The sequence below is a fragment of the Rhizobium sp. 62_C5_N11_2 genome, from assembly GCF_051811185.1.
GTDB classification, from domain to species: Bacteria; Pseudomonadota; Alphaproteobacteria; order Rhizobiales; family Rhizobiaceae; genus Rhizobium; species Rhizobium leguminosarum.
Genome location: NZ_JBPWPW010000002.1, coordinates 462,203 through 483,926, shown reverse-complemented (window position 1 = coordinate 483,926; position 21,724 = coordinate 462,203). Strand labels below are relative to the sequence as shown.

Here is a 21,724-nt window from a genome sequence, read left to right as displayed (position 1 = left end):
TGGATTACTTCGCAGGCAGGCCCATCGACGAGCGATAGGCTGCCAGTTGCTTGTCGCGGCCAAACTCGTCCGTCAGCTTGTTCCATCCGGCAGCCACGGTATCCAGCGCCTGCTGCGGCGTCACTTCTCCAGCCAATGCCTTGGAAAGCTCGATCTCAAGAATTTCCGTATAGGAGAAATAGCCCGGCAGGCGCATGTCGAGCGCCGTGTTCTTGGCGGTCACCGCGTCCTTCTGGCTTCCAAGATATTCCTTTGCCTCACGCTCGGTGAATATCTTCGACCACAACTCCGTATTTGTCGTGTGCGATAGACGGTAAGGATTGACGCCTGTGCCGCCGGTGATCGCCGCCTGACCAGAAACTGCCGGGCTCGTCAGGAATTGGATATAGTTCCAGGCGGCCTCCTGGTTCTTGGAAGACGACGGTACGGCTGCCTGCCAACCGCCGAAGGCCATGAAAGAGGTCTGGATGACGTTGTCGAACTTGTCCCACTTCTTGGTCTTGTAGTTCCAGATTTCGTCCGATCCCGGCAGTGATGCCGAGCCCACGCTACCTGCAACCTTCGACTGTTTCGGGTCGGCGGCAATGACGCCGGTATCGCCCCAGCCGATCGACTCGGCGACCTGGCCACCGGCAAAGGCCGCGTTCACTTCGCCGAACGAGAAGTTCAGCGCATTTGGCGGCGCCAGCTTCGAAGCGCGAATATATTCCTCCAGGCCGCGCACCCAGCCCGGATTGTTGACCTGCGCATCCATCGTGTCAGGATCGAAGAACATGCCGCCGGGATTGTCGGGATGGCTGGTGTATCCCGCTACGTGACTGAACAGGAACCAGAATTGCTGGCCACCACGTCGAAAGGCTTCCGCCGTGCCCCAGAGGCCCTTGTCCGGCTGCTGGAAGAATTCAGCGATGTCGAGATACTGCTTCCATGTCTTAGGCGGGGCCAGATCGTAGCCATACTTCGCCTTGAAGGCGCTCTGGTTTTCCGCGTTTTCAAACAGATCAATGCGGTAGGTATAGGTATGGGCGTCACCGTCCATGGTCTGCGACAGGACCTTGCCGTTCCAGACCATCAGTTGCTCGCGGTAAACCGGCGCGATGTCTTCCCAGTCGGCACCGGATTGCATCGCCTTGGGCATTTCCGAGAGAAAATCGGTGAAGTCCGGTGCCCAGGCCGGCGCAAAGGCGACCACGTCGAACGTGTCTTCGCCCGAGGTCAACGAGGTTACGATTTTCGGATAGAGTTCCGACCACGGAAATTCGACGACATTCACCTTGCCGCAGGTCTTTTCTTCCCAGCCCTTGGCCGCGAGTTGTAGCGCAGAGGCGATATAGGGGCCTGTCTGCGTCGTAGCGGTGAGCGTGACACCGGTGTAGTCCGGTTCGCACGCGAGCGCGGATGTGACGCCCGCCGCAGCAAGTAGTCCTGCGGCCGTTGAACTCAATAGCAATCTTCTCATGTTTTCCTCCCCGGAATTGAACAATGACTAGGCTTGTCGAACGGTCACTTTATTGCTCCTAAAAGCAGGCCAGACCGCATCAGCCTGCTCAAAATGCCCGCCATGACGACCATGGGTATGATCGCGACCAGGGCGGCTGCCGATATCGACCACCACTCGTCGCCGCGCTGGCTGTTTTGCCCGGCGACGAGAATGGGAAGGGTTTGCCATTTGGAACTGGTCAGGAAGAGTGCGAACAGGAACTCGTTCCAGACGAAGGCGAGCGTGATCATAAATGTCGCGATCAGGCCCGGCTTGGACATGGGCAGGACGATACCGAAGAAAATTCTCCACGACGGCACATTGTCGACCATCGCCGCCTCTTCGACTTCAACCGGCAGTGCCGCAAAGAAATCGCGCATCAGCCAGATCACGATCGGCAGCGAGAAGGCGACATAGGCGAAGGTGAGCCCGGTATAGGTGTCCACCAGCTTGAACCCCAACTTGCCCATTTCCGTGTACATCAGGAACAAGGCAAAGGCGGCGACGATCGGCGGAAACATGCGCTGGCTGACAAACCAGAAGACGATATCTTCATTGCCGAGGAGCGGCCCTGGAAGCTTCATTCGGCTGGAGCCGATGGCGAGCGCAAGCGCTGCAACAAAGGCAAAGATCAGCGAAATAGCCTGCCCGTAGCCCAGCACATGACGGCCGAGAAGATATCCGCCAAAGGCAACAACGACGAAAATTATGCCGGACAGCAGCTTGACCTCGAAGGTGAAGCGCACCAGCGCATAGGCTGCCATCGATCCGATGAAGGTGGCCAGCACCGATGCGGAAAGCCCGATGATCGTCGAGGCGATGAAGGTGTTGTAGAACTGGCCACGCGCGCCCGACAAAAGCTCGCTCCAGGCTGTCAGCGTCGGGTCGAAGTCGACAAATGGAATATAGGTTGGCCCGCCGACGACGCCAAGCGGCGACTTGAACGAGGTGATCGCGACCCAGTAAAGCGGAAAGAAGGTGAAGGCCAGCCACAGCAGGCAGCCTGCGAGCGCCCACCAGCGACCGGGTCCTTTGAGGTCACGCACACTCATTTGTGCTTCTCCAGATAGGGCTTCAGGATGGCGAGATAGACGAGCCCGATCACGGTGATGACGATCAGGAACAGGAAGGAGAGGGCGGAGGTGTAGCCGAGGTTGAACTTCTTGAAGCCTTCCTGATACGCGAACAAGGTGAGCGTTTCGGTCGAAATGCCGGGCCCTCCGCCTGTCATGACGAACACCGTGTCGATGATCTTGTAGCTCTCGATGAGGCGGATGAAGACCACAGCCACCGAAATCGGCAGCATCATCGGGAAAGTGATCCCCCAGAACTGTTGCCACGGACTGGCATTTTCAAGCGCGGCAGCCTCGTAGACGTCCTCCGGCAGGGTTTGCAGCCCGGCAAGAAGCATCAGGATGACGAAGGGTGTCCACTGCCACACTTCGACGGAAATGATGGCGCCGATAGCCCATCTGGTCTGAGTCAGAAACGGCAGATTGGGAAAGCCGAAGGCGGTCATCAACTCATTGAGCGGGCCCATCGTCGGGTTGAGGATCTGGCGGGCAATGAGTGCAACGGCAACGGGCGCCACCAGCATTGGCACCAGGAAGCTGACCCGGAACAAACCTTCGGCAGGCACCCGACGGCTGAGCGCCAGCGCCACGGAAAAACCGATGACATATTGCAGCGTCACCGCGACAAAAGCGATGATCGTCGTCGTCCAGGCGACATTCCAGAAGCGCGGATTCTGAAGCAGTTCCGTATAGTTGCCGAAGCCGACGAAACGCGCGGGGATCGGCGGCACGAGCCGCAGGCTCATGAAGCTGGTGGTCAGCGAATAGATCAGCGGGAAGATCGAGATCACCAGCACGATCAGCAGCGCCGGCCAGATGAAGAAGTGTTTGATCGGATCGTTGCGGGTCATGCAGCGCCTCCTTTCTGGAGAAGCGCCTCGATTTCCTCGATCGTCGGCATGGCGGGCGCGGTACCCCGGCGCGTCACCGCAATACCGGCGGTCGCGCAGCCGAAACGCACGGCCTCGACCGAACTAGCGCCCCGCGAGAGCGCTGCCGAGAAGCCGCCGACGAAAATCCCGAGGATCGAAACACCCACCTTCATTATCGTTTCCCCTCAAACGGTTTCCGGCGGAATGACGCCTTTGGTGAAGAGGAAGCAGCCGTAGAAGCGGTTTTCGCCCGTGGTGATGACGCAATAGGCCTTTTTTGCCTCCTCATAGAAGGCGAAACGCTCGATGCCATACATCGGCGCCGGCTTGCCCTCGGCGCCGTCGATAACGGCCTGGACTTCCTGCTGCACTGGAGGGATCTCGTCCGGCGCGCCCATGATTTCCATTCGCCCGGCGGACGGCTGCAGCGGCGTATCCAGCGGCATTACCGAAAGAATAGCGTTGATGGCGCGGGCAGCAGACACATTGTCTATCCGCAACAGCTTGCCGAGCACCGTTTGCCGGGCAATGGAATCCGAAGGAAAATTGGTGTCGGAAACGACGACCGTGTCGCCATGCCCCATGGATTGGAGCGCGTGCAGCACGTCCGCATTTAGAGCCGGATCGATATTTTTCAGCATGAAAATCCTCCCTTAGTTGCACCATTTCGCAGCACCTCGTGCCGCAAAACAGAGCCCATAATCGCAGCTCCGTTACAGCTCTGCGATTCCCTCAAATTCCGTCGATCTCGCCTGCCGGTGCGGTTCTCCCCCCGCCCGCATGACCAGAGTTGGAGCCCTTAATCTCCGTAGGGGATCCAGATATTCTTCACATCCACAGCGCGGCGAAGGTATAGCGCGCCTTCGGCGGAGGCCGCGAACAGATCAGGGTTTTTCGGACACGGCGCTCTTTGCTCTCCAGAATTCGAAGAGGTGCAACCGATCGAATATGCCTGTGCCTGAGCGGAGCGCGGAAACGCCGATCAGAAGTGCCCCCCAGATGGCAATTGTCAGGAACTGGCTAAAGTTCATCAAATTGAACACGGAGGAGATCAACTGCAAGAGCAGCAACGCAGCAAACAACCCTGATACTTTTCCGGTGCCGCCATATGGATTGATGCCCCCCAGAACCGCCGCCAGGATGCTGATGAGAAGGAAGCTCTCGCCATAGGACGCGTTGGCAGAATTGAATCGGGCCATCATTACAAGCCCGCCGCATCCTGCAAGCGCGCCCGATAAGGCATACGTCAAAAGCAAAACTCGTTTGACATGTATGCCCGAGAACTGGGCAGCTTTCTCGTTGGCGCCGACAAGGTAGACCTTCTGACCGAAGGATGATCGCCGAAGAACCACCGACACGAACACGCAAAGGGCAACAAACAGCAGGAACGCAAGCGGTACGCCCAGATAGGTTCCATTTCCAATCGCAACGATTGGATCTGGAAAGCCTGACAAGACGTTTCCACGCGTCAGTCCAATGGCAAGACCTTTGCAGGCGATCATGGTCCCCAGTGTGGCCAGAATGGGGGATACACCGAGATAGGCGATGATGAAGCCGTTCAACAGGCCTATCAGAATTGCGACGGCGAGGCCCGCGGCAACCGCGCCTACTTGCCAGGTGAGCCAAAGCACACTTCCAGCATCGCCCCACGGAATTGTGAACTGCAACACCGACGCTATCGTCAAAGCGCAGAGATTGGCCGTCGAAATGATCGACAAATTCAGCCCGCCGGAAAGGAGCGCAAGCATCATCGCAAGACCAAGAATGCCAAGTTCCGGGGTCTGAAACGCTATCGACTGAAATGTTCCCACACTCAGCAGCCGATCGCCGAGAATGAGGCCAAACACCGCCAGAACGGCCATGAAAATGGAAGCAAGCGTCATCGTTGTGGCGTTCTCTCGAACGAAACGGGATATGAGAGATCGATTGGCGGACGGCTTCATGGTAATTTCCTCCCTAGGACGCGAGTCCAGCATGCCGACGCCGCTGAGACAGCGCAGTCGCCGAGACCGCAAGCAGAATAACGCAGCCGACAAAGAACTGATTCCAGTATGAGGACACGCCAAGCAATATCAGTCCGTTCTGCAAAATTGCGATGAGCATCACGCCGAGTACGGCGCCAAACACGGAGCCGTTGCCACCGGCCAGACTCGCGCCGCCAAGAACGACAGCCGCAAGCACTTCGAGTTCCTTGCCGATGAGCGTCGTCGGCGTAACCGATTGGGCCAGCTGGGCTTGCGATATTGATGCGATCGCAGCCATGAACCCCATATAACCGTAGACAAGGCACCTCAGGCCGAAGACATGAAAACCAAGGCGTTCGGCGGCTATCTCATTCCCCCCCATGGCATATATTTGACGACCGATGTTTGTCTTGTTGAGCAAGACCCAGGTCATAAAGAATGCGACCACTAGCAACAGCGCCTGGAAATTGATCGCATAAGGAAATCCATTACTGTCGGTGAATTCGAACCACCAGATCCCTTCGCGGAAATAGCTGGGAAGCGAGGTGATATAGTCGCCGCGGGTGATATATATTAGCAATCCATAAAAAATATTGAGAGTGGATATAGTCACAATAACCGAAGAGATGCGAACCTTATGAATAATAGCCGCATTGAATAGCCCACATAGTATACCAGTGCAGCAGGCGACAAGGAACACTCCGAACCACCCAATTGGATAGGTCTTGGCAATCATGAGAGCCACATATTGAGCGACGCTGGCTATGGCAGTAAAGGAGATGTCGATCCCACCGAACACCAAGACCACAAGCAGACCGGCTGCAAGAATGCCTGCAAACGAAGTGGAGGTGAGAAGGTCGAAAAGGTTTTGCAGCGTCAGAAAACTGTCCGTCGCTGCCGTGAGGAACATGGACAATACGATGACGACCGCAAGCAGCCAAAATTCGTGACTTCGTGTCCAGCGTTGAATTGTCTTAGGCATAGATTTCCTCCTGCAGATTTCTCTCGGTCGACGAAAGCGGATGCACTTCGCTGACGAGCCTGCCTTGCCGCATGACCAGGACACGATGGGTGTGGTAGAAGACCTCCTGGGCTTCGTCGGAGATGAGCAGTACCCCGACGCCTTCTGCCGCCAATCGGTGCACTATCTCATAGATTCCGTCCTTGGCCTTGATGTCCACGCCGACGGTTGGGCTATCGAGTATCAGCACGCGGGGTTTTGTGGCCATCCACTTGCCCAACACTACCCGTTGCTGGTTGCCTCCTGACAGAGTTCCGACGGGATTTTCGAGGTCGGACACTTTCGTGTTCAGGCGAACGATCCATTCATCGGCTGCGGCTACACGTTTGGCGGGGTTGATGAGGCCGAATTTGCCGGCCAAGCTGTCGAGGACCGTCGCGAGGATGTTTGCAGAAATGGGCTGCCCCAGCGCCAGGCCGAGCATCAACCTGTCTTCCGGGACGTAAGCCACACCGCTGGCTATTGCGACACGATTGGAGCTGGCTATCAGCGGCTTTCCGGAGACTTCAATCGTGCCGCGGGACGGTGGATTCATACCGAAGATGCTGAGTGCGAGTTCTGTCCGTCCGGAGCCCAAAAGCCCGGTAAGGCCGACGATCTCTCCTTTGCGAATGTCGAAGCTGATATCCTCGTAGTGGCCTGGTCGAGTCAGGTTTCGAACCGCCAGCACAACCTCCGCAGCCTCGCCTCCGGGCCGCGGAGGCGCATAGTGGAACTCATGACCGGTCATCAAGGTCTCGAGCCGCCGTGAAGTGATCTCGCTGGCATCGAAGGTCCCCACCTTACCGCCGTCACGCAGAACCGTTACGCGCTCGGCTATCTCCATTACTTCATCGAGACGGTGGGATACGAACACCGTGCAAATGTCTCTGCTCTTAAGGTCGTTGACGACACGCAGCAGAGAATCCACCTCATGCCGGGTCAACGAGGCGGTGGGCTCGTCCATGATGACCAGCTTTGCGTCGGCGGCCATGGCGCGGCAAATCGCAACTAGTTGCCGGTTTGCGATAGAGAGGTCCGACACCATCGTCTCCAGGTCGAGATTGACGTTGATGCGGGCCATGGCTTTCGCCGCAATGTCATTTATGCGGTTCCAATTCGCGAGCCGAGGCAAGCCCATGTGGCTGCCGATGGCGATGTTCTCCGCCACGGACATATTGGGGAAGAGGGAGAGATCCTGATAGATAACCTGGATGCCACTCTTGGTGGAAAGAATGGGGTCCAAACGAGCATGTTCGCGACCCTCCAGAACGATGCTACCACCTGGATCGGGCGCCTGCACGCCAGCAATAATCTTGATCAGGGTGGATTTGCCCGAACCATTTTCGCCAACAAGACAGTGAACTTCGCCGGCCTCCAGCGACAGATCGACATCTCGAAGCGCACGAACTCCGCCGAAATGCTTGGAGACATGGGTCAATTCAAGGAATGTGGTCATAGTGGGCTTTACCCTTAGTCGCTGCCATCTGTCCTGCCGCAGGCGAGCGAGCACCCGCCTGCGGTATTTCCTGCAAGGACGGCTACAGACCTTGGGCGATCAGGCCATCCACGGTTTCTTTGTTGATGTGGGTGATCTTGTCGACCTTGATGAGCTTTCCGGGAACATCCACCGTAGCCTTGCCGAGGCCGGGAACATCCATCCCGTCCTCGATTTTCGTTCCGTCGAGGACCAATCTGGCGACGGCAACCATCGCAGAGCCAGCTTCTCTCGGGTTCCACATGAAACCTTCCCGAATGACGCCGTCCATGATCAGGTCCTTGGCCTGCGACGGCAGCACCGTGCCTATGACGGCAACCCGCTTGCTCAGGTGCTTTTCCTTCACGGCGTTGCCGGCGGCGATCGGACCGTTCGAGCCAAACGCGAGAATACCCTTGAGCTTCGGATAGGCCTTCAGCACGTCGATGGTCGTGCGGTAGGCGCTGTCGATTTCGTCGGCGCCAGGGAAGCGATCGGCCACGAGGTTCATCTTGGGATAATGTGCCTTTTGATAGGCGATGGCCGCGTCGGCCCACTTGTTGTGCAGCGGGGTAGTCAGGGTGCCGACATAGACGACATAGTCCCCTTCCTCGCCCATTTCCTTGGCGAGGCTCTGCATTTGAACTTCGCCGAACTTGGTCGAGTCAATGAGTTCGACGTCCCAGTCGCGGCCCTCCTGTTCCGGCCCCTCGTGGACAATAACCTTGATGCCTGCCGCCTGAGCCCGCTTGAGCACAGGCTCGCACGCCTTGACGTCCAGGGGCACAAGGCCGATCACGTCCACCTTTTTGGCGATCAGATCTTCCAGCAGCTTGACCTGCTGAGCCGGGTCGATGTTTGCCGGACCGGTCATGGAAACGTCGATGTTGAATTGCTTCCCTGCCTCCTGCAGGCCGCGCTCAAGGGCACCGAAGTACGGGATGCCGGCAATCTTGACAACAGTCACCATGACTGGGTCGGCCGCCATCGCGAGGTTTGGCGTGGCAATCAGCCATGCCACGCCTGCGGCCAAAGAAAACTTCAAAATGTCACGACGTTTCATGCTCTTCTCCTCCTGTGAGCGTTGTAGACTCTAGATTTTCGGAATTGCGTCTGCGGTCCGTCGCCGCCAGCTGTCGCCTCAGAGGCCGTAGCGTGTCGCCAAGCCGCGCAAATACGGCAGCCCTTGATCAAGTACAGCGCCAGCATTGGGCGCGGCCGGCCGCCACATGCAGAGTGCCGCAGCAAGCTGTGGCGGTACCGAGACAAAGCTCTCAATGACAAGATCGCCATCGAATCCGGTGTCGCGCAATGTCCGGAAGACCAGTTCCCAATCTACGGTACCGGTGCCTGGGACACCGCGATGACTTTCGGAAAGGTGGATATAGGGAGAGCGTCCCGCGGCCTGGCGGATGCCGTCGTCGAAACCACTCTCCTCTACGTTCATGTGATAGGTGTCGAGGTGGACGAAGGTATTCGGTTCATCGATTTGCTCAAGCAGCCATATTCCTTGCGCGGCCGTATTGAGAATGTGGGTGTCGAAGCGTGTGCAAGGTTCGACACCGAACGTCATGCCGAGTCCAGCAGCGCGCCGGGCTACCGGCTTCAGTGCCCGAACCACCGCTTCGTACTCGCTACTTGTTGGGGGAACACCGGTCTTGTAGCCGAGCGCCGAGTAGGTGACGCCAGTCAGCATGGAGCACCCAATGTGGTGAGCGGCGTCGAGAACTTGAAACAGATATTGCGTACAGGCTTCCGGAGCCAGGTGAGCCATCTTGTCTTCGGGCAGGCAAAGCGACGCGGTTGCCTGAAGACCATGATCTCGGATTATCGACTTTGCGTGATCCAGATCGATTTTGGCCGGCTCGAACAAAGGGATCTCGATTATTTCCAGCCCGTATCGCGCCGCCTCAGGGATAGCGGCGTTGGCCGCCTCTGTCGTCCACTCGGGCGCCCACAGACTGAAGTGCATTCCAAATTTTGCCATTGCATTTATCCTCCCGTAATCCGCTGCAGAGCCAACGAGAACGCTGGACCAGACAGCGTCAGCGCGACATTTCTTCACCGCTGATCATTATGGGAATAGTCATCGAAAAATTTGCAAAGGTCAACACAAATATATCTTGTGAAACACATTTGTTTACAGGCTCCAACACCATGCCACGCCACAAATTGCCGTTCCGTCGCATTTGTACGATCATCGCTTAAAAGAACCTAACACAAAAATCTTTCTTGAAATACATTTGTTGTGACGATATATGTCTAGTGGCTAAGGGGATTGTGACCCCGGCAAATCCCATCGGAGGTCAGAATGCCCAAGGAAATCCACATCGACCCCAGGACCTTCAAGGTGCGCAGTACGTTGAAAGCACCCTCAATTCCTATCCACGCGTACGATGAGAATATCGAGGCGGAACGTGCCCGGTATGGCGACGAAGGATTGCTGCAAATTCTGCGCGATATGATTATCATACGCGAATTTGAGACGATTTTGGCTTCGCTAAAGGGAAAGGGAGCATATTGCGGCATTGAGTTTAACTACAAAGGGCCGGCTCACCTTTCGATCGGGCAAGAGGCTGCTGCCGTCGGAGCGGCAGCCTCACTCGAGCCGCATGACCATATTTTCGGCAGTCATCGCAGCCATGGCGAGTTCATCGCGAAGGGCCTTTCTGCGATCCGAAAGCTCCCGGATGATGCCTTGCGTCTGATTATGGAGAGCCATGAGCGTGGTACGCTTCTCAGGACCGTGGAGACCTCTCTGCAGGGTCCGAAAACAAGCGAGACCGCGGAGAATTTTCTACTGCTCGGCCTGCTTTCAGAGATCTTCATGCGCTCAACCGGTTTCAACCGAGGCATGGGCGGGTCGATGCATGCCTTCTTCCCGCCTTTTGGGACTTATCCGAACAACGCAATTGTCGGCGCGTCCGCCGGAATAGCCACGGGGGCCGCATTGCGAAAGAAGCTTGCGGGGGCCAGCGGCATCACTGTGGCCAACGCGGGCGATGGCTCTACTGGCTGCGGGCCCGTCTGGGAAGCTATGAATTTCGCCGCTATGGCACAATTCGAGACGCTGTGGGCAGATGCTTTCAAAGGAGGTTTGCCGGTCCTGTTTTTCTTCACCAACAACTTTTATGCGATGGGCGGTCAGACCATCGGTGAAACAATGGGATGGGACCGCCTGTCTCGCATAGGGCTGGCGGTCAACCAGCAAGCCATACACGCGGAAACCGTCGACGGAACAAATCCGCTCGCCGTTGCTGACGCCGTCGCACGCAAGCGCGAGCTTTTGGTTCAAGGCCGCGGGCCCGCCTTGCTGGACGTAGAATGTTACCGCAGCTCGGGTCATTCAACGACAGATATCAACTCATATCGGACGAAGGACGAGATGCAGGCGTGGGAACAGCACGATCCTATCATTCTGTTCTCCAATCGCCTTCAGGAGGCCGGGATTGTGACCGCTGGCCAGGTCGCCGAACTGCGCGAACAGACAACGGATCGCATGCGCTCGATTACTGCGATCGCGGTCGATCCGGCACTTACTCCTCCCGTTGATATTCATGCAGATCCAACGCTGATCGGCAAGCTCATGTTCTCGAACACCAACATAGAGCTGCCCTCGCAAGAAGTTTCGCTCCTCAAGCCTGTCGACGAGGTGAGCCGGATCCGTCAGGACGCGAAGAAAAGTCGATACGGCTTTGCCGAGGACGGAGCCAAGCTGTCACCCATGCGGGCTATCACATTGCGTGACGCGTTGTTCGAGTCCGTCTTGCACCACATGACGCACGACGGCAGTCTTGTCGCCTATGGGGAAGAATGCCGGGAATGGGGTGGCGCATTCGGCGTTTACCGGGGGCTTGCCGAAATCCTACCGCATGATCGGTTGTTCAATTCACCGATCTCCGAAGCTGCGATCGTTGCGACGGCGGTCGGCTTTGCGCTCGAGGGCGGCCGCGCGCTGGTGGAACTGATGTATGGCGACTTTCTAGGCCGGGCGGGCGACGAAGTCTTCAATCAGATGGCAAAATGGCAATCGATGTCCGGAGGTGAGCTGAAGGTTCCCGTCGTTTTGCGTTGCTCGATCGGTTCGAAGTACGGCGCCCAGCATAGTCAAGACTGGACGGCATTATGCGCCCATATTCCAGGCCTCAAAGTTGTATATCCGGCAACGCCGTATGATGCGAAAGGCCTGTTGGCTTCCGCATTGTCAGGCAACGATCCGGTGGTTTTCTTTGAAAGCCAGCGCCTCTACGACACCGTGGAAGAGTTCCGCAATGAAGGCGTGCCGACCGGCTACTACCAACTTCCCATTGGTGAACCCGATTGTAAGCGCGCTGGAGAAGACGTCACAATTCTGACGGTGGGACCTTCGCTTTACTCCGCGCTCGCTGCTGCTGAAGAACTCGAAAGCACCTTCGGCATCTCGGTCGAAGTGATTGATGCGCGTTCGCTTGTTCCATTTAACTATGAACCCGTGCTTGCCTCGATAAGGAAAACCGGACGCATCGTACTGGTATCGGAGGCCTCGGAGCGCGGCAGCTTCCTGATGACGCTCGCCGCAAACATTACGCGATTCGGCTATGAAACTCTTCACGCCGCGCCTCGTGTAATCGGCTCTCCGAATTGGATCGTGCCCGGCGCTGAGATGGAATCAACCTACTTTCCCCAGAAAGATGACATCATTGATGTCATCACCAGCGAGTTGTTTCCAGGCCAGCGCAGCAACCGCCGCAGCATACGTGACTGGGACGATCGGGAACTTGCCCGTCTCGGTCTGTGAACCAACACATTTTTGAGCGAGGAACACATATGGATATCCCGATCATCATGCCGAATCTCGGAAACGAAATCGACGAGGCCCAGATCGACGAGTGGTTCAAGACGGAAGGCGACATGGTCACCGAAGGTGAACAACTCGTCCTGATCACGACACCCAAGGTCACCATGGAAATCGAAGCCCCAGCGACAGGCATTCTGAAGAAAATCCTGATTCCCGCAGACGAGCTTGCGGCAGTGGGCTCCACGCTTGGGATCATCGAGACATGACAAACGCGACCGCAAACTTACCGCTTCCAGTCTTCCGCTTGGGTGGGTCGGGGCCGAACCTTCTGCTTCTCCACGGGTTCGGAGCTGATCGAATGAGCTGGATAGCCAATCAGGACGCGCTCATGCAGTCGTTTGCGGTTTTTAGCTGCGACCTGCCTGCGCATGGCGGTCAACCGCCTGGCAGGAATGGCATGAAAATCTCGGAGATGGCCGATGAACTGATTGACGCACTCGCGCGACAGAACGATCGCTTTGTAGTGGTGGGGCATTCACTGGGCGGCGCAATCGCCATCGAACTGGCAGCCCGCCGACCGGATTTGGTCGCCGGCCTTGGCCTGATCGCACCGGCTGGTCTGGGCAAAGAGGTCGGTCGAGAATTTCTGAGCGAACTGCCTGAACTTAACGAGTTGGGCTCTGCGTTGGCGCTACTTCAGCGTTTGGTCTCGCGCCCGCGCCTGATAACGCCACCGATCGCTCAACGGCTCCTCGATCACCTGGAACGACCGGGCATTCGTGCCGCTCTTAGAGCCCTGGCTTCGGAGTTAAGCCATGTCGAGACCTCGATTGAACCCCATGTGGCCTCCATAGCCGTCAGCAGAGTTCCGCGGATCGTCATTTGGGGAGAGGAAGACACGATAAATCCGATCGACCGTCCGAGACTGTCGAGGTTCAACGCTCAAGTGCTTACTCTGCCGGATACCGGGCATCTTCCTCACGTTGAGGCAAGCAGAGCCGTAAGCCGGCATCTTTGTGAATTTCTGAAGAGTGCCGTATTGGAATTGGGGGGATGAGTTCATGATCGTTGTCTGCGGTGATGCCTTGATTGACTTCTTGCCGGTCGCGCTCCCGGAAGGTGGCAGTGGCTACATCCCTGTCTGTGGTGGATCCTGCTGCAACATCGCGACAGCGATTGGCAGGTTAGGCGGGAAAGTCGGATTCATGGGAGGGCTGTCCGAGGATTTTTTTGGCGCCATGCTGGTTCAGCAATTCAACGAAGCGGGGATTGATCTTCGCTATGCAACCCGCCTGCCTTTCGACACGACGTTGGCTTTTGTGCGTCTGGGCGACGACGAGCCTGAGTACGCGTTCTATGACAGCGGCAGTGCGGCACGGCACTGGACGCTGAAAGGGGCACCATCTTTGGGCACCGAGGTTGACGTCCTGCACATCGGTTCGGTCACGTTGATTCACCCCCCTGTCTCGAGCGCTTGCGAGTCGCTGTTCGAGAACGAACAGGGTAAGCGCGTGCTCTCAATCGATCCAAACTGCCGGCCCGGTCTGGCGCAGGATCCAGAGGCATATCGCCAGCGTCTCAATCGCCTCTGCGGTATGGCTGATATCGTAAAGCTGTCGGTGACGGATCTCGGATTCATGCAGCCGGGTGTTGGGCCGCATTCAGCAGCGGAGAGTTGGCTTTCAAACCGGGCCAAGATCGTCCTCGTCAGCCGGGGTGCGGGCGGCGCAACGGTTTATCTTGCGGGTGGCAGAGTCGTTGAAGTTCCAGCACACCCTGCAAGGGTTGTTGATACCGTTGGAGCCGGAGACGCACTCATTGCAGGCTTTCTCACCCATCTCCAGCAGAGCGGCGACTTGCATAGCGATAGCATCGGTGCCTTGACGGGTGACCGGGCTCGCAAAGCTCTCGAGTTTGCCGCACATGTTGCAAGTCTTGCCTGCGAGCACCGCGGAAGTGACCCGCCGTGGCGCAGAGAAATCATCGTGGCTGGATACGACGAGAGCAGTCAAATGTGACGCCAAGCACCGCAAGCTATTGCGGAGGTTAGCCGCGCCAGTTAAGGGTGAATCGCCACGTCTAGAGATGCTTTACTCGAAGATCTGCGAACGGATTCGGGCGCCGTTCGCATCGTGGGCGCAACGATTATCCAAGTTGGTAGAATTATGGGCTGCCGACACTTTCGGAGGGGCGGATTGGATGACAAAACTGACAAGGATGCCCCCCACCAGCTTGCTGGACGCTGAAAGCCTCAGGTTGAAGGCAGCTTTTCTTTATTACAATCAGAAACTTACCCAAAACGAAGTCGCCGCAAAACTGGGGGTCAGCCGCAGCACAATCGTTAAGCTCCTCGATGAGGCGCTGAAGCGGGGCGAAATCCAGATTTGGGTGAAGCAGGCCGCAAGCGAGTTGGAGCTGGCATCTGAGCTGGAAGCCGCGCTCAATCTCGACGAAGTGATCGTCACGCCGCCGGCGAAAGATGTCGACGGAACGGCCCGGGCCGTTGGGCAAGCGCTGGGTCAGTTTCTTTCCGACACCATTCCCAACAACGCGACGATCGGGGTTGGCTGGGGACGAACACTCAGTGCCGCGCTTTCGAGTTTTCGCCCGCTGCGGCGCGAAGGGGTAAAAATTGTGTCTCTGCTTGGAGGTACAGTGGAAGCCCAGCATGAAAACCCGATCGATTTTACCTGGCAGCTCGCCAATCAACTCGGGGCGCAATGTTTTCTTTTGATGGCGCCGCTGCTGGTTGACTCTCCCGACACCAAAGAACGCCTAATCGAAAAGTGCGGCTTGAATCGGATCATGAAGCTGTCCGCCGATCTGGACATTGCACTGGTGAGCGTCGGCGATATCGGCACCCATTCAACATCGCTGTCGGTCGCATCTCTTGCGCCAGAGGAGTTGGAGACGCTCATCGGCAAGGGAGCAATGTGCGATGTTCTGTGCAATTTTCTTGATCGAGACGGCCGCACGGTGGACCATCCGGTAAACGATCGGGTGATGTCAGTCGATCTCGATACAGTGAGACGCGCACGGCACGTGGTTATCGCATCGGGGGGAGAACAACGAGCCGCCGCAATCTTGGCAGCTATCAGGCGAATCGGCTGCAATACTTTGGTGACTGATGAAAGCGCTGCGCGTCAGATGCTCAGCTTGCTCAGAAGTCCGAGGGTTGATTGATAATTTTCGTCGCCGTTTTTTCCAGTTCGCCGCCAAGAACGACGGCTGGGCCGAATCGCTCCAAAACCACAGTGACGGCGTGGCCGACCCTATGGGCTTCCGGATGGCCGAGCTGCCGAGGGCCGTGCGCTGATGTCCTGCACCCCGGACCAGAACGCACTGGGCCTGGCGCTGCCGTGCGCCTCGGGGATCGAGGGTTATCTTAAAGGAAAAGCAGGAAAACAATGTCCCCATCCTGGCGCCGGGCGAGATCTGGTCCGCGGCCTGTAGGTTCGGCTGCCTCTCGGCCGACTTGGCCCAAACACTGAACGACAAGATGATGCGTGCTTCGATCGCTTAGGAGTCGAAGTGGGTTCGGCACTCCGCCCGCATGAAAAGCGATCTTTCTGAAGCAGGACTCAACGAGCCGGAACGCACTTCTCCTAAATGTTCATGTGGACCTTAGTTTTTCGTGCCTGGGCTCGCTTGAGAACGGGTCGCAGCGCTAACCCAGAAGGCGTGCCGATTTCCAATCGCCAAGCTTGCAATCGTGGGTGCGATGAGGAGTTGGACAACCGAAGAGATCTCTCCGCGATAAATGGCGAGATCGGCATCGGTTGCATCGGAAAAATCGTGGTGCCGTGTCACCTCCTGATTGCTGTAGAAGCGGGGCACTAGAAATCAACTTGAACTTGAACCGAGTGCACCGCGTTTCTCGCATCAGATACCGGCTGTTCTTCCCCAAGCTCGTTTTTGCAGCGACATAACAGGAGGTGGGGGCCTGGCTCCGGCGACCAAGTCAACTCGAACCGCTGCCAACTTCTTCCCTCGCGCGGCCCTACTGAGGCAGTCCGCCATGAGCCTCCACCGTCCACGCTGACCTCGACGCTAGAGATCTGGCGATCTCCCCAAGCCCAGCCCCATATTTTCGTTGGCATGTCCGCTGACAGCAGATCATTTGGGGACGGCGATACGATAACGGACTCCGGGGTCACGTCCCAAACCGGCTTCGTTCCCGACGCGGTGGGGTCATTATAGAACCGCGTCGTATAGGCGCCGCTTGCGCGCCGGTTCGCGGCCGTGATGGAACCAACCCACTTTACGGAATTCGTGCCATACCAACCCGGCACAACCAGTCGAACCGGACCTCCACGCTCCGGAGTGAGCGGCCGGCCGTTGATCTCAAGTGCAAGAAGAACCTCTTCCGCGAGTGCTTTCTCGATAGGCAGGTCTTTTTGATAGGCTTCTTCAATTTCGGCGTATTCGCCCCACTCGAGGCCGGAAGTCCATACATATGACGCATCGGTGCTGATCTTTGCACGTTCCAGAACAAGCGACAGCGGCACGCCTTTCCAAACCACATTTCCGATCCTGCGCCTGGCGACTGTCGGGGCAAGCGGACTTCCAGCGCATTCGTGAAATGACATGTACTCGCGCTGAGGCATCGCTTGAAGATCCGAGAGACGCAACCTCGTTGGAGTGCCCACGAGGCCATCGACATCCAGATGCCAATGGTCGGGGTCGATGTTCAGAAACCCCATATGCGTGACCAGAAAAAGATCGTCCTCCGGGGTGATCCAGGAGTTAAGGGCATGAACCCCTTCTGCCGGACCTTGAAAGGAGAAACCCTTCTTTATCATGTGCATACCCGTCCGCGTCATCGCCTTACTCCTCTAGGGCCGGTGCATCGAGGCGGGTTCCATTTTCCTCCCGGCCTTCTTGGAACCGGATCGGTTTGCGGCGTGTCCGATTGACAGTGACGTCGAATATATCAAAGCGGTTGTAACCAGCAACGACGTCGTGAAATCGTTTCGGTTCAACACACTCGTCCAGATCGATATGGGCATAGCCGATACCTTCATCAATCATTTCGTCACCAAATGGCGCTCCAGTCGGTCCGAGGAAAAAGCTGCTGGCCCGCGGACTGGCATCTATGATCGCTGCGATCGCAGGATCATCCAAAGCAATAGATCTGCGTGCGCTTTCATCCAACCGACCGGCGACAACGATGCCGAAGCACTTGGCCTCGAAACAATGGGCTGAGGCCCGAATGCGGTTGGCCGCCCTGTTATCGTAGTTATCGCTCTCCGTTGGAACACGAGTGGGCCAGATCGGCGGATAGCTACTTATATGAACCTGTTCGGCCTGCGTCATCAGACTGTAGCGCGCGAGTGGATTTGTGTTTTCCCCGCAGATGAGACCGCCGATACGGCCTATTCTTGTATTTGCGACGACCAGACCCGCGCCATCGCCCGGATCCCAAACCAGTTTCTCGAAAAACGTTGCGACCAGCTTCCGATGATGGATGAGGATTTCGCCTGTATCGGAAATCAAGACATTGCTATTCCACAGTCCTCCAACACTTGCCGGGTTGCGCTCGGAGAAACCGATTGAAACGAATACACTGTTATCGGACGCAGCTTTGCGCACACGCTCAATTTCTGGCCCATCCACATATACCGAGGCGTTCAGGAAGCGTTTGAAATGTCCGTGCGATTGAATGGGTGGGTAAAGTGCCGCCCAGACGGGAAACCCGGGAAGAAAGCTCTCTGAAAAAACCACAAGTGATGCGCCATTTCGAGCAGCCTCTGCAATTACCGAACAAGCTTTCTCCGCGCTCGCCACCGGATCAAGACAAACCGGGGCGACATGAGCAGCGGCGGCTTTGAAATTCATGTTTCCCATCGACATTCCTCTACTCATGAAGTTTTGGCGACTAGCCATTTCGACAAGCTCGCCAATGACCGGGTCACGATTGCCGTTTTGCCGTTAGACCGATTTCAATGCGTGCACCCAGCGGCAAGCTGGCGCAGCCGATTGTGGTGCGGGCAGGATAGGGCGATGAAAAACGTGTGGCGTAAATCTCATTCATCTGACCAAAGTCGTCCATGTCGGTGAGATAAACGTTGACGGATACGACATCATCCGACCCCAAGCCTGCTGCTTCAAGAACTTCAAACAGATTATCGAAACACTGGCGTGTCTGATCGGCGACGGTTCCGTCGACAAGGTTGCCGGTGCTGGAATCGAGCGGCGTCTGGCCCGAGCAAAATAACAGGTCGCCGGCCCATGTCGCGTGCGAATATGGTCCTACTGCCGCAGCGTTCGAAGCATTCACAGTTCGTCTAGACATGGTTTCTCCCAAGGCAGGTTAAGCAGCGCGACCTGCTGGCGACCAGCATATCCGCAAGTGGTTTGCGTCATGATATGCTGCATGTTCGCCTTTGCAGCCCGCTCGAAACTATCAAAACGAATTTGTGCGCCAACCCGAATTGGATGCACTACTCTGTGCAAAAATAGACGGAGGGTCGCATGGCGACTGCAATCGATCATCTTGACTGGGACGATCTCAAACTTTTCCTCATCGTCGTACGGTGCAAGAGCGTGACCGGAGCCGCCCGGGAACTGAAAGTCAGCCACTCCACTGTTTCCCGTCGGCTTGCTCGCCTGGAATACACGGTTGGCGGCGCACTCGTCGAAAGGACCAGGGATGGACTTCTGCTGACCCCAGCCGGGCTTGTTACGATGCGGCGAGCGGAGGAAATCGAGAATGGGGTGAATGCGCTTCGCAGCGACGTGAGCAATCGAGACGAGGTACGCGGTACGGTCAGATTAGCCACCATGGAGGGCATCGCAACGCTTTATCTCTCCGAGCGCCTCGTTGAACTCAGTAGTCGGTACCCTGATCTTGACATCGAGCTTGTGACATCGCCGCAAACCGTTCGGGTCGCTCGCCGGGAGGCAGATCTTTTCCTAAGCTTCTTCAAGCCACATGGAACTGCTCTCGACAGTCAGCTGATCGGACGCTTCAAGACTGGCCTATTCGCTTCGCAGGCCTATCTGGAACGCAATGGCGTTCCCTCTCAAGCGGCGGATCTTCGCGAGCACCGCTTTGTCGGCTATATCGAAGAGCTAGTTCAGCTCGAAAGCGTTCTATGGCTAGAGGAACTCGTACCCGCCCCAACGATGGCGTTCAGCTCAAACAGCATGATGTCGCAGATGTTCGCGGCGTCTGCGGGCGCAGGAATTGTAGCGCTTCCTGAATTCGCACGCAGTCTGAAACTCGGGCTCATTCCAGTGCTTGAAGAGTTGAGCGGCGAACGTGAGATCTGGATGTCGGCACATCAGGACCTAGCTTATCTGCCGAGAGTGAGAGCCGTAAAGCAGTTCGTGAAAGCGCTGGTTCGTCGGGACGAACAACGCCTTCTGGGAAACGTACCCTGGTCACGGTGAAAGGCGCACGTTGCTGCCCGCCGAGCAGGCTGGCCTGTTAACTGGCGCCGGGTCACGCCACGCCGTTCAAATCTGCACAGTAGGTTGCAAAAGTATCGGCTTCCGCCGCAGTTTTGATTGCGTCAACAAGATGGGTGGCTAGATTAAAGGAAGGAACTCCTCATGTCGCAAATCAACCGCGACGCCCGCAAGGCTTTGGACCTTCCTCGCCTGCGTGCTGATACTCCCGGCACAAGAAACAGAAACCACCTCAACAATGCTGGGGCGGCGCTGATGCCGAGTCCGGTGATTGACGCAGTGATTGGGTACCTGAGCCGGGAGGGCGAAATCGGTGGCTACGAGGCAGCAGCGGAGGCCAACTCGCTGTTGGAGGGAGCCTATGACAGCTTGGCCACTTTCGTAAACTGCGCTCGCGACGAGATAGCGATAGCTGAAAACGCGACGATCGCCTGGCAGCGCGCCTTCTATTCCCTTTCTTTTGGACCTGGAGACAGGATTCTGACGGCAAGTGCCGAATTTGCGGCCAACTACGTGGCCTTTCTGCAGGTTGCCAAGCGCACCGGCGTATCGATCGAAGTCATTCCGAATGACGCCTCTGGCGTCCTTGATCCGGACGCGCTGACGAAAATGATTGATGAGCGCGTTCGATTGATAGCGGTCACTTGGATCCCGACGAACGGCGGGCTTATCAATCCAGCAGCAGCGATCGGTCGAATAGCGCGAGACAACGGCATTCTCTATCTGCTCGACGCCTGCCAAGCTGCGGGTCAAACGCCGATCGATGTGAATGCTCTCGGCTGCGACATCCTCACCGCTACCGGCAGGAAGTTTCTCCGTGCGCCGCGGGGAACGGGTTTCATGTACATGCGAAAATCAGTTCTGGAGAAGATCGAGCCAGCGATGATCGATCTCTACGGCGCGCCCTGGACCGCACCCGATCGATACGAGTTGCGACCTGATGCCAGGCGTTTTGAAACGTGGGAAAAGAACTGTTCGGTTCGTCTCGGCTTGCGGGCAGCAGTGGATTACGCGCTCGAAATAGGGCTCGAAAACATCGAAGCGCGCTGCAGTCACCTTTCTTCAAGGCTTCGGGAAGGTCTGAGGGGGATGCGTGCCGTATCCGTACATGATCTTGGGGCGCCGCTCGCGTCCATCATCTCATTCACCGTTAACGGCTGGGATTCGCCAGCCGTCATGGCCTATCTGGCTGGCAAGGGAATCAACGTCTCGGTTTCCCCGCCCTCTAGTACACCCGTGGACGCGTATACGCGACAACTCCCGCCGGTGGTGCGAGCTTCCCCACATTATTACAATTCGGAGGAGGAAATTGAGGCATTCCTAGAGGCAATTGCTGGTATTGCCGCGTAACTGATCGGCGCGACTGGATCAACTGGATACCAATAATGCCATTTTGTTCGGCTATTGGTGAGGCTTCTTCGCGGGAACACGGGCAACGTCCCATCTAGGCGGCGAGCAGACTTCATCGTCGTTTTGTTCATCCTGGCCTTAAAAGAGTGCCTCTGGCGCCACCCACACCGGCTTCGGGGGTACATGTCGGAGAAGTGGCAGTTCGCGACTTCAGGGTTGGTGGTGGCGTCGTAATGTATCGCGCGAGAAAGATAGCAGGCAAGCGAATATCATCACTTCCACCGTGATATTTAAAATTTACGAGTTCAGAAAGGGCCG

The 21,724-nt window shown here is 57.0% G+C and carries 20 protein-coding genes and 2 pseudogenes; 8 read left to right on the top strand and 14 right to left on the bottom strand.

What is annotated here, in order from left to right:
• Positions 1 to 4: 4 nt before the first annotated feature.
• From AB8B31_RS25795 to AB8B31_RS25745, 11 genes and pseudogenes are all read right to left on the bottom strand, one after another.
• Complete coding sequence (locus tag AB8B31_RS25795; protein ID WP_439007567.1) at positions 5 to 1,459, bottom strand: extracellular solute-binding protein; 1,455 nt, start codon at positions 1,457 to 1,459, stop codon at positions 5 to 7.
• Between the two features lie 44 nt (positions 1,460 to 1,503).
• Complete coding sequence (locus AB8B31_RS25790; protein WP_439007566.1) at positions 1,504 to 2,532, bottom strand: carbohydrate ABC transporter permease; 1,029 nt, start codon at positions 2,530 to 2,532, stop codon at positions 1,504 to 1,506.
• Positions 2,529 to 3,404: a carbohydrate ABC transporter permease gene (locus AB8B31_RS25785; protein ID WP_439007565.1), complete on the bottom strand. Its 876-nt coding sequence runs from the start codon at positions 3,402 to 3,404 to the stop codon at positions 2,529 to 2,531. The genes AB8B31_RS25790 and AB8B31_RS25785 overlap by 4 nt, the downstream gene beginning before the upstream one ends.
• Positions 3,401 to 3,568: pseudogene (locus AB8B31_RS25780) on the bottom strand (PfkB family carbohydrate kinase); the annotation flags it as partial. The pseudogene AB8B31_RS25780 and the gene AB8B31_RS25785, both read right to left, overlap by 4 nt.
• A 42-nt stretch (positions 3,569 to 3,610) precedes the next feature.
• Positions 3,611 to 4,066 carry an RbsD/FucU family protein gene (locus AB8B31_RS25775; RefSeq protein WP_439007564.1) on the bottom strand — a complete coding sequence of 152 codons (456 nt, stop codon included), beginning with the start codon at positions 4,064 to 4,066 and terminating at the stop codon, positions 3,611 to 3,613.
• Between the two features lie 158 nt (positions 4,067 to 4,224).
• Positions 4,225 to 4,299: pseudogene (locus AB8B31_RS25770) on the bottom strand (transaldolase family protein); the annotation flags it as partial.
• Positions 4,300 to 4,309: 10 nt separating this feature from the next.
• Entirely contained in the window at positions 4,310 to 5,368 is a 1,059-nt protein-coding gene (locus AB8B31_RS25765; RefSeq protein ID WP_020048067.1) for an ABC transporter permease, read from the bottom strand.
• 13 nt (positions 5,369 to 5,381) lie between these two features.
• Entirely contained in the window at positions 5,382 to 6,371 is a 990-nt protein-coding gene (locus AB8B31_RS25760; RefSeq protein WP_020048066.1) for an ABC transporter permease, read from the bottom strand.
• The gene (locus tag AB8B31_RS25755; RefSeq protein WP_131631578.1) at positions 6,364 to 7,848 is read right to left on the bottom strand and encodes a sugar ABC transporter ATP-binding protein; all 1,485 of its coding nucleotides are present in this window, start codon (positions 7,846 to 7,848) and stop codon (positions 6,364 to 6,366) included. The genes AB8B31_RS25760 and AB8B31_RS25755 overlap by 8 nt, the downstream gene beginning before the upstream one ends.
• An 82-nt stretch (positions 7,849 to 7,930) precedes the next feature.
• The gene (locus AB8B31_RS25750; RefSeq protein WP_011654711.1) at positions 7,931 to 8,929 is read right to left on the bottom strand and encodes a substrate-binding domain-containing protein; all 999 of its coding nucleotides are present in this window, start codon (positions 8,927 to 8,929) and stop codon (positions 7,931 to 7,933) included.
• Positions 8,930 to 9,007: 78 nt separating this feature from the next.
• Positions 9,008 to 9,853, bottom strand: coding sequence for a sugar phosphate isomerase/epimerase family protein (locus AB8B31_RS25745; protein WP_011654710.1), 846 nt, complete (start codon positions 9,851 to 9,853; stop codon positions 9,008 to 9,010).
• Positions 9,854 to 10,177: 324 nt separating this feature from the next.
• Here AB8B31_RS25745 and AB8B31_RS25740 point away from each other — a divergent pair, with 324 nt between their 5' ends.
• The 6 genes from AB8B31_RS25740 to AB8B31_RS25715 all read left to right on the top strand — a co-directional run bounded on the left by AB8B31_RS25740 (position 10,178) and on the right by AB8B31_RS25715 (position 15,959).
• A complete protein-coding gene (locus AB8B31_RS25740) occupies positions 10,178 to 12,643 on the top strand; it encodes an alpha-ketoacid dehydrogenase subunit alpha/beta (protein ID WP_018517314.1) in 2,466 nt (821 codons plus the stop codon).
• A gap of 29 nt (positions 12,644 to 12,672) precedes the next feature.
• Positions 12,673 to 12,909, top strand: coding sequence for a lipoyl domain-containing protein (locus AB8B31_RS25735; RefSeq protein ID WP_011654708.1), 237 nt, complete (start codon positions 12,673 to 12,675; stop codon positions 12,907 to 12,909).
• Entirely contained in the window at positions 12,906 to 13,700 is a 795-nt protein-coding gene (locus AB8B31_RS25730) for an alpha/beta fold hydrolase (protein WP_011654707.1), read from the top strand. The genes AB8B31_RS25735 and AB8B31_RS25730 overlap by 4 nt, the downstream gene beginning before the upstream one ends.
• A 4-nt stretch (positions 13,701 to 13,704) precedes the next feature.
• Positions 13,705 to 14,661 carry a carbohydrate kinase family protein gene (locus AB8B31_RS25725; RefSeq protein ID WP_439007563.1) on the top strand — a complete coding sequence of 319 codons (957 nt, stop codon included), beginning with the start codon at positions 13,705 to 13,707 and terminating at the stop codon, positions 14,659 to 14,661.
• Between the two features lie 181 nt (positions 14,662 to 14,842).
• Positions 14,843 to 15,826, top strand: a complete 984-nt coding sequence (locus AB8B31_RS25720) for a sugar-binding transcriptional regulator (protein ID WP_011654705.1) — start codon at positions 14,843 to 14,845, stop codon at positions 15,824 to 15,826.
• A complete protein-coding gene (locus tag AB8B31_RS25715) occupies positions 15,819 to 15,959 on the top strand; it encodes a hypothetical protein (RefSeq protein WP_439007562.1) in 141 nt (46 codons plus the stop codon). The genes AB8B31_RS25720 and AB8B31_RS25715 overlap by 8 nt, the downstream gene beginning before the upstream one ends.
• 520 nt (positions 15,960 to 16,479) lie before the next feature.
• Here the strand turns inward: AB8B31_RS25715 and AB8B31_RS25710 are convergent.
• The 3 genes from AB8B31_RS25710 to AB8B31_RS25700 all read right to left on the bottom strand — a co-directional run bounded on the left by AB8B31_RS25710 (position 16,480) and on the right by AB8B31_RS25700 (position 18,938).
• Positions 16,480 to 17,466: a molybdopterin-dependent oxidoreductase gene (locus AB8B31_RS25710; RefSeq protein ID WP_018517311.1), complete on the bottom strand. Its 987-nt coding sequence runs from the start codon at positions 17,464 to 17,466 to the stop codon at positions 16,480 to 16,482.
• A 4-nt stretch (positions 17,467 to 17,470) separates the two neighbouring features.
• The gene (locus AB8B31_RS25705) at positions 17,471 to 18,490 is read right to left on the bottom strand and encodes a carbon-nitrogen hydrolase family protein (RefSeq protein WP_439007561.1); all 1,020 of its coding nucleotides are present in this window, start codon (positions 18,488 to 18,490) and stop codon (positions 17,471 to 17,473) included.
• Between the two features lie 64 nt (positions 18,491 to 18,554).
• Positions 18,555 to 18,938, bottom strand: a complete 384-nt coding sequence (locus AB8B31_RS25700; RefSeq protein ID WP_439007590.1) for a RidA family protein — start codon at positions 18,936 to 18,938, stop codon at positions 18,555 to 18,557.
• Positions 18,939 to 19,117: 179 nt separating this feature from the next.
• Between AB8B31_RS25700 and AB8B31_RS25695 the strand changes: the two genes are divergently transcribed.
• Together AB8B31_RS25695 and AB8B31_RS25690 are read left to right on the top strand one after the other, a co-directional pair.
• On the top strand, positions 19,118 to 20,038 hold the full coding sequence (locus AB8B31_RS25695) for a LysR family transcriptional regulator (RefSeq protein WP_018517308.1): 921 nt from the start codon (positions 19,118 to 19,120) through the stop codon (positions 20,036 to 20,038).
• 162 nt (positions 20,039 to 20,200) lie between these two features.
• Positions 20,201 to 21,406 (top strand): aminotransferase class V-fold PLP-dependent enzyme, encoded by a 1,206-nt coding sequence (locus AB8B31_RS25690; RefSeq protein ID WP_011654699.1) that lies wholly within the window; start codon positions 20,201 to 20,203, stop codon positions 21,404 to 21,406.
• Positions 21,407 to 21,724: the final 318 nt, after the last annotated feature.

Bases quoted from the DNA above. Each gene is read 5' to 3' on its own strand.
- AB8B31_RS25725 (WP_439007563.1), top strand. From the start codon at position 13,705: ATGATCGTTGTCTGCGGTGATGCCTTGATTGACTTCTTGCCGGTCGCG.
- AB8B31_RS25700 (WP_439007590.1), bottom strand. From the start codon at position 18,938: ATGTCTAGACGAACTGTGAATGCTTCGAACGCTGCGGCAGTAGGACCA.
- AB8B31_RS25720 (WP_011654705.1), top strand. From the start codon at position 14,843: ATGACAAAACTGACAAGGATGCCCCCCACCAGCTTGCTGGACGCTGAA.
- AB8B31_RS25790 (WP_439007566.1), bottom strand. From the start codon at position 2,532: ATGAGTGTGCGTGACCTCAAAGGACCCGGTCGCTGGTGGGCGCTCGCA.
- AB8B31_RS25760 (WP_020048066.1), bottom strand. From the start codon at position 6,371: ATGCCTAAGACAATTCAACGCTGGACACGAAGTCACGAATTTTGGCTG.
- AB8B31_RS25785 (WP_439007565.1), bottom strand. From the start codon at position 3,404: ATGACCCGCAACGATCCGATCAAACACTTCTTCATCTGGCCGGCGCTG.
- AB8B31_RS25755 (WP_131631578.1), bottom strand. From the start codon at position 7,848: ATGACCACATTCCTTGAATTGACCCATGTCTCCAAGCATTTCGGCGGA.
- AB8B31_RS25705 (WP_439007561.1), bottom strand. From the start codon at position 18,490: ATGGGAAACATGAATTTCAAAGCCGCCGCTGCTCATGTCGCCCCGGTT.
- AB8B31_RS25740 (WP_018517314.1), top strand. From the start codon at position 10,178: ATGCCCAAGGAAATCCACATCGACCCCAGGACCTTCAAGGTGCGCAGT.
- AB8B31_RS25730 (WP_011654707.1), top strand. From the start codon at position 12,906: ATGACAAACGCGACCGCAAACTTACCGCTTCCAGTCTTCCGCTTGGGT.
- AB8B31_RS25750 (WP_011654711.1), bottom strand. From the start codon at position 8,929: ATGAAACGTCGTGACATTTTGAAGTTTTCTTTGGCCGCAGGCGTGGCA.
- AB8B31_RS25745 (WP_011654710.1), bottom strand. From the start codon at position 9,853: ATGGCAAAATTTGGAATGCACTTCAGTCTGTGGGCGCCCGAGTGGACG.
- AB8B31_RS25775 (WP_439007564.1), bottom strand. From the start codon at position 4,066: ATGCTGAAAAATATCGATCCGGCTCTAAATGCGGACGTGCTGCACGCG.
- AB8B31_RS25710 (WP_018517311.1), bottom strand. From the start codon at position 17,466: ATGACGCGGACGGGTATGCACATGATAAAGAAGGGTTTCTCCTTTCAA.
- AB8B31_RS25735 (WP_011654708.1), top strand. From the start codon at position 12,673: ATGGATATCCCGATCATCATGCCGAATCTCGGAAACGAAATCGACGAG.
- AB8B31_RS25690 (WP_011654699.1), top strand. From the start codon at position 20,201: ATGTCGCAAATCAACCGCGACGCCCGCAAGGCTTTGGACCTTCCTCGC.
- AB8B31_RS25795 (WP_439007567.1), bottom strand. From the start codon at position 1,459: ATGAGAAGATTGCTATTGAGTTCAACGGCCGCAGGACTACTTGCTGCG.
- AB8B31_RS25695 (WP_018517308.1), top strand. From the start codon at position 19,118: ATGGCGACTGCAATCGATCATCTTGACTGGGACGATCTCAAACTTTTC.
- AB8B31_RS25765 (WP_020048067.1), bottom strand. From the start codon at position 5,368: ATGAAGCCGTCCGCCAATCGATCTCTCATATCCCGTTTCGTTCGAGAG.